Raw genomic sequence first — 6,808 nt, forward strand, 5'->3', positions numbered from 1 at the left:
CACGGGCTTTTATCCTATCAGTCAGCGGGAGCGCCGAGGCTGAGAAGTTCTCGGGCGTGGGTGAGCGCAGCATCCGAATCGGTGAGTCCCGAGAGCAGGCGAGCCATCTCCGCTTCCCGTTCCCGCCCCTCGAGTCGGCGCACGCTGGACGCCGTGACCGCGCCGTCGTTGGATTTCACGACCGACAGATGGTTGCTCGCGAAAGCGGCCACCTGAGCGAGATGAGTGACGGCGATGACCTGCGACTTCTCGGCCAGTCGGGCGAGTCGCCTGCCCACCTCGATCGCCGCGGCGCCCCCGATACCCGCGTCGACCTCGTCGAACACGAACGTCGGCACCGGATCGGTACCGGCGATGACGACCTCGATCGCCAGCATCACGCGAGAAAGCTCACCGCCGGAAGCCCCCTTGGTCACGGAGCGCGGTTCGGCTCCCGGGTGAGGGGCGAGCAGGATGGCGACATCGTCGCGCCCGTGAGCGGCCTCGGAGCCCGCTGTCACTGCCACCTCGAGTCGGGCGTCGGGCATGGCGAGAGCGTGCAGCTCTTCGGTCACCGCTGCGCCGAGGCGCGCGGCGGCGGATGTGCGTTCCGCCGTGAGCGCTGCGGCATGGTCGTCGAGTTCCGCCCGCACGGCATCGCGTTCCGCGATCAACCGCTCGATCCGGTCTCCGTCGTCTTCGAGCTCTGCGAGGCGAGCTGATCCGGTCTGCCACAGCGAGAGCGCTTCGTCGAGCGAGCCATGAGCACGGATGAGCGTTCCCAGCGCGGCGCGACGTTCCTCCACGGCGGCGAGTTCATGCGGCCCGGACTCGTCGAGGTCGGCGAGATAGGCCGAGAGGAGCCCGCGGATGTCAGCGATGCGGTAGCCGATGTCGGCGAGGCTCTCGGCGACCTCCGCCAGCTTCGCGTCGGAGGTGCGCTCCAGTACGCGTCGCGCCTCGGCGATCAGCGACGCGGCATCCGCTTCGCCTTCCTCGTTCGACAGTGAGCTGTGGGCGAGGGAGGCTGCCAGGCGCAGCTCCTCGGAGTTGGCGAGACGCTCTGCGCGCTCGCTGAGTTCCTGGTCTTCCCCGGCCTCCGGGGCTGTGGCCTCGATGAGCGCAAGTGCCTCGCGGAGGCGCGCGGCCTCCGCGGCCCTCCGGTCACGGTTCTCAGAGATCTCGGAGATCTCGGCGTCGAGCGTCCGCCAGCGAGTGAAAGACGTCGCGTACGCAGCGAGGGCGCGCGCCACGGGAGCACCGCCGAAGCGGTCGAGCGCGTCACGCTGGGCGGCCGAAGACCGCAGCCGCAGCTGCTCCGACTGCCCGTGCACGACCACCAGTTCCTCCGCGAGCGCCGAGAGCACGCCCGCAGGAGCCGCGCGTCCGCCGACGCTGGCGCGGCTGCGCCCTTCCGCGCTCAGCGTTCGCGACACGTACAGCTCGGCGCGGTCTGCTCCGGCGGGTTCCAGTTCGCCTCCGGCATCCGCGACGATGTCAGCGACGTCACCGCTCTGCGGAACGTTCCAGACGCCCGCGACTGACGCCTGTGGGGCGCCCGCACGCACGGCACCTGAGTCGGCACGCTGCCCGAGCAGCAGGCCGAGTCCCGTGACCACCATGGTCTTGCCGGCGCCGGTCTCGCCCGTGATGGCGGTGAACCCCGGGCCGAGTGGCAGCACGGCATCGGCGATGACGCCGAGGCCCTGCATCTGCATCTCCTCGATCATTGCGGACTCCCCGACCCCTGACCGCGCCATCCTTCGACCGGCAGCCGGAACTTGCGCACCAGGCGATCGGTGAACGCGGTGGGATGCAGGCGTGCAAGTCGCACCGGCCGCGACGACCGACGGACGACGACCCTGGCTCCGGGCGGAAGATCGTGGGAACGGCGTCCGTCGCACCACAGGATGCCCGAGCCGTCGGTGCGGTCGAGCATCTCGATGGCGACGGCGGCATCGGGGCTGACCACGAGAGGTTTGGCGAAGAGTGCGTGGGCGGACAGCGGGATCACGGCGATGGCCTCGACCGTGGGCCAGATGACCGGCCCGCCCGCGGAGAAGTTGTACGCCGTCGATCCGGTGGGAGTGGAGATGACCATCCCGTCGCAGCCGAAACTCGACAGCGGACGGCCATCGATCTCGAGGACGATCTCGATCATCCGCTCGCGACTCGCCTTCTCTACGGTGGCTTCGTTGAGAGCGAAGGTCTCGTAGACGACGGTGCCGGCGACATCCTTCACTCGCACGGACAGAGCGAGTCGCTCCTCGACCTCGTAGTCGCGCGCGATCACTCGCCGCACGGCATCGTCCATGTCGTCACGATCGATCTCCGCAAGGAATCCGACGTGTCCCATGTTGATTCCCAGCACGGGCGCTGCGCTCTCGCGAACGAGTTCAGCGGCGCGCAGGATCGTTCCGTCTCCGCCGAGGACGATCGCGAGTTCCAGCTCATCGGCGGGAACGAGAACGTCGACATCAGCGAAACCCGGGTCGACGGCGGTGAGTGCCGCGTGGTCGTCGGCCGTGAGGAGGGGTCGCGCCCCCGCACCCCGCAGAGCCTCGATCACACGGCGGGCGGCGTCGACGGTCTCGTCGCGGCCGGCGTGAGCGACGATCAGGATCCTGCGCTCGTTCATCGTCCTCCTGCCAGTCGGTTGATGCTGTCCAACCATTCTGTCGGATTGCTGCCGCGCCCCGGCGCGAGGTGCACGAGATACTCCGCGTTCCCGTGCGTCCCGAGGATCGGGGAGGGAAGAATGCCGAGCATGCCGAATCCGAGGTCCCACGCGCTCCAGACGGTACGCGCCACGGCATCCGCTCGCGTCGCCGGGTCGGTGACGAGCCCACCACGCACGGCGGTGCGGCCGACCTCGAACTGCGGCTTCACCAACAGGACGGTGTCGGATGCAGGTGCAGCGACGCCGGCGACTGCGGGCAGGACGAGTTCGAGCGAGATGAACGAAAGATCGCCCACGATCAGGTCGGGTGGCGTCTGCTCCCCCGTCGCGTCGGCGAGACTCTGCTGCGTCATGTGCCGCACATTGAAACCTTCGACGGAGACGACACCGGGATCGGCGGCGATCGTCGGGGCCAGCTGACCGTGCCCGACATCGACGGCGAGCACCCGCCTCGCACCGCGCTCGCGCAGCACCTGTGTGAAACCGCCGGTCGAAGCGCCCATGTCAAGCGCGAGCCGACCCTCGACGGGGATGCCGAAACCGTCGAGACCGGCGATCAGCTTGTGTGCCGCGCGACCGACATAGTGGTCTGCACCGGCGATGCTGAGCTGGTTGTCGTCGCCGACCGGAGTGGAGGCCTTCACGACCGGTCGGCCGTCGACGCTCACGAGCCCTTCGGCGATGAGGGTGGCAGCATGACTGCGTGAACGGGCGAGTCCTCGGGCGGCGAGGGCAGCGTCGAGTCGCGTCATCGGGGCCCTGAGGTCTCCCGCTGTTCGAGCCTCGCACCGCTTTCGAGTCGGCGGGAAAGCTCGTCGTGCAGTGCGGAATAGGCTTCTGCCCGTGCCGGAAGCGGCTGCCCTTCGATCAGGCGCAGGCGACTCCACAGACCATCGGTCGGCGTGTTCGTCGTCTCGTCACTCACGGGTTCCACTGTACGCGGCGGCTCCGACGGCGGAGGCAACCACGACGGCTCGGCTCAGGGCCGGTGGAAAGGATCGTCGTACAGACGTTCCGGCACCCGGAGCACGAAGACCGGCGTGCCCGAAGCCCAGATCGCGGCCGCGCCTGCGCGAAGCAGATCGATCTGCTCACCCGACTCGGCGACGACCTCGACATCCGCGCCGGAAACGCGCACCGCCGCACCGTTGACTCGGAAGACACCGTCTTTCTCGACAACGGCGGGATATGGCTGATGCAGCCCCCGCAGGTCCCCCAGGATGTAGGTGGGACGTGATCCCTCCGGCGCTGCCAGAACATGCTTGGGTCGGTCGATTCCCGTGAGCACGAGAACGGACTCGATCCCCACCCGATTCGCACCCATGATGTCGGTGTCGAGACGGTCACCGATGAACAGAGCCTTCTGCGCGCGGAAGCGGGCGAGCGCCTCTTCGAAGATCGGCGCTTCGGGCTTCCCGGCGACGGTCGCCAGCCGACCGATCGCGGTGTGCACGGCGGACACCAGCGTGCCGTTCCCCGGTGCCACCCCCCGCTCACGAGGGATGGTCCAATCGGTGTTGGTCGCGATCCAGGGGATCCCGCCTTCGTCCTCCGGAACTTTGAGCGCGAATGCCGCCTCGGCGAGATCGGTCCACGCCACCTCGGGTGCGAACCCTTGGACAACGGCCCGAGGAGAGTCCTCGGCGCTGCGAGTCACTGTATAGCCGGCCTTCTCGACTTCGTCGACGAGCCCCTCGCCACCGATGACGAGGATCGTCGCAGGAGCGGGAACGATCTGCGCCATCAGGCGCATGGCCGCCTGCGGGCTCGTGACGACATCGGATGCCGAGACCTGGAGCCCGAGGCTCGTCAGGTGCGCGGCGACCGAAGCGTCGGTGCGCGACGCGTTGTTCGTGATGTATCCGAGCCGGATCGACTCGCCGACGTGGTTCAGGCTCTCCACCGCATGCGGCAGGGCCCCGGGACCCGCGTAGACGACCCCGTCGAGGTCGGCCAGCACCGTGTCGACGCCGTCGAGGGGCGTCCGCGCGTCAGGGCGCCGCCGCGAGAACAGTGCCACTAGGCGTCTCGCTCCGGGTCCTCATCTTCCCCGAGCAGTTCGCGCACCTCGTCTTCGACGGTGGGTTCCGCCTCTGCAGGCTGGTCCCCCTCGGTCGCCGCTTCTGCGTCGCCGTCCACGTCGGTGTCCGCGTCGGCGTCTCGTTCTGGATCCACTTCGGCGTCTCCGTCTTCAGACGAGGGCTCGGTCCGATCCGTGTCCACGCCAGAATCTGCGGACTCCGAGGGAGTCTGCGGTTCGTCGACATTCTCATCATCCAGGAACTCGTCTTCGATCAGACCGTCCTCGACGAAGATCTCCTCGTCGCCGGCGTCGTCGACGCCGAGCGCCTCAGCGGCGACCTCTGCTCGGTGCGACCAGAAGGATGCTTCATCGTCGCGGCCCAGGTCCTCGAGAACAGCGGCTCGTGCCGCGAACAGCGACGGGCTCCACTCGAAAGCCCGGTCGGGGTCGAGCTCAGGAATCTCGAGTTCGCCGAGTGCCAGTTCCAGATCACCCTGATCGAGTCGTGCACCGGACATGGCGATCGCGAGAGCCACGCGGACGGGAGTGGTCAGTGCCGTCCGATCCACGGCGCGGCCGGTTTCCAGCGCGCGGTCCGGGCGTCCGATTCCACGCTCGCTGTCGACCATGAGCGCGATCTGGTCATCCTTGCCGGAGATCCGACGATACGTGCGCAGTTCCCGCAGCGCCAAAGCGAAATCCTCGGTCGCGTACGCGGTGATACCGAGAGTCTCCCGCACGATCGCGATACGGCCGGCACGGCGCGACGCCGCGAGGGCATGCTCGTGAGCAAGGGCCGGGTCTTCATCGATGAGACGCGAAGCCATGGCGAGGTGACGCGCGACAAGGTCCGCGTTCTCCTTGCTCAGAGTCTTGAGTTCGTTGCGCGCTGACGTGTGCAGGTCGCGGGCGGTGACGTCCTCGGGGATGTGCGGATCGTTGAACCGCGGACGCTCGTCCGCCGCCTGAACCGGACGCTCGCGACCCGCTCCCCCACGCTGCGGGTAGGAGCGCGACCGGTCACCGTCAGCTCCACTGTCGCGACGAGGCGCGCGGTCCCGATCGCCGGAGCGAGGGCCCTCGCTCCGTCGCGGCGCGGAATCGCGGCTGTATCCTCCACCTTCGCGACGCGGAGCGGAGTCGCGGTTGTATCCGCCACCCTCACGACGCGGAGCAGAGCCACCGGAACGGTTGTCGCCGTCGCGACGCGGAGCAGAGTCGCGGTTGTATCCGCCGCCATCGCGACGCGGAGCAGAGCCGCCGGAACGGTTGTCGCCGTCGCGGCGCGGAGCAGAGTCGCGGTTGTATCCGCCGCCATCGCGACGCGGAGCAGAGCCGCCGGAACGGTTGTCGCCGTCGCGGCGCGGAGCGGAGTCGCGGTTGTATCCTCCACCTTCGCGGCGCGGAGCGGAGTCGCGGTTGTATCCGCCACCCTCGCGACGCGGAGCAGAATCACGGTTGTACCCGCCATCGCGACGCGGAGCAGAGCCGCCGGAACGGTTGTCGCCATCCCGGCGCGGAGCGGAATCACGGTTGTATCCTCCACCTTCGCGGCGCGGAGCGGAGTCGCGGTTGTATCCGCCACCCTCACGACGCGGAGCAGAGCCACCGGAACGGTTGTCGCCATCCCGGCGCGGAGCGGAGTCACGGTTGTATCCGCCGCCCTCGCGACGCGGACTCGAGTCACGGTTGTAGCCGCCACCCTCACGGCGCGGCGCGGAGCCACCGGAACGGTTGTCGCCGTCGCGACGCGGAGCAGAATCGCGGTTGTAACCTCCCTCATGACGCGGAGCGGAATCGCGGTTGTAGCCGCCGCCTTCGCGACGCGGAGCTGAGCCGCCGGAGCGGTTGTCGCCGTCGCGACGCGGAGCAGAGTCGCGGTTGTACCCGCCACCCTCACGACGCGGAGCAGAGTCACGGTTGTACCCGCCACCCTCGCGACGCGGCGCAGAGCCGCCGGAACGGTTGTCGCCGTCACGGCGCGGCGCGGAATCGCGGTTGGATGCGGGTCGTCCGCCGGAAGGTCGCTGGCCGCGCGATCCGCTTTCGTTATCGCGACGCGGACGACGCTCTTCCTCTTCCGGCATGATGATTCCTATCCTGTAAACGCAAAATGGCCACCCAGC

Annotated in this window: 6 protein-coding genes; all 6 read right to left on the reverse strand. The window is 68.7% G+C overall.

The features are described 5' to 3' along the window. Window positions 1-17: 17 nt before the first annotated feature. From recN to D7252_RS20535, 6 genes are read right to left on the reverse strand one after another with little or no spacing between them, the layout of a single operon-like run. Window positions 18-1,709: a DNA repair protein RecN gene (gene recN, locus D7252_RS18385; protein ID WP_120776703.1), complete on the reverse strand. Its 1,692-nt coding sequence runs from the start codon at window positions 1,707-1,709 to the stop codon at window positions 18-20. Beyond that, window positions 1,706-2,617: an NAD kinase gene (locus tag D7252_RS18390; protein WP_120776704.1), complete on the reverse strand. Its 912-nt coding sequence runs from the start codon at window positions 2,615-2,617 to the stop codon at window positions 1,706-1,708. Before D7252_RS18390 ends, recN begins: the two co-directional genes overlap by 4 nt. After that, the gene (locus tag D7252_RS18395; protein ID WP_120776705.1) at window positions 2,614-3,411 is read right to left on the reverse strand and encodes a TlyA family RNA methyltransferase; all 798 of its coding nucleotides are present in this window, start codon (window positions 3,409-3,411) and stop codon (window positions 2,614-2,616) included. Before D7252_RS18395 ends, D7252_RS18390 begins: the two co-directional genes overlap by 4 nt. Next, entirely contained in the window at window positions 3,408-3,584 is a 177-nt protein-coding gene (locus D7252_RS20165) for a hypothetical protein (protein ID WP_183055362.1), read from the reverse strand. Before D7252_RS20165 ends, D7252_RS18395 begins: the two co-directional genes overlap by 4 nt. Before the next feature lie 54 nt (window positions 3,585-3,638). After that, the gene (locus D7252_RS18405) at window positions 3,639-4,679 is read right to left on the reverse strand and encodes an HAD-IIA family hydrolase (RefSeq protein ID WP_120776707.1); all 1,041 of its coding nucleotides are present in this window, start codon (window positions 4,677-4,679) and stop codon (window positions 3,639-3,641) included. Further along, complete coding sequence (locus tag D7252_RS20535; protein ID WP_308162532.1) at window positions 4,679-6,769, reverse strand: primosomal protein; 2,091 nt, start codon at window positions 6,767-6,769, stop codon at window positions 4,679-4,681. Before D7252_RS20535 ends, D7252_RS18405 begins: the two co-directional genes overlap by 1 nt. Window positions 6,770-6,808: the final 39 nt, after the last annotated feature.

Origin of the sequence: Microbacterium sp. CGR2, assembly GCF_003626735.1 — a bacterium.
Taxonomy (GTDB): Bacteria; Actinomycetota; Actinomycetes; order Actinomycetales; family Microbacteriaceae; genus Microbacterium.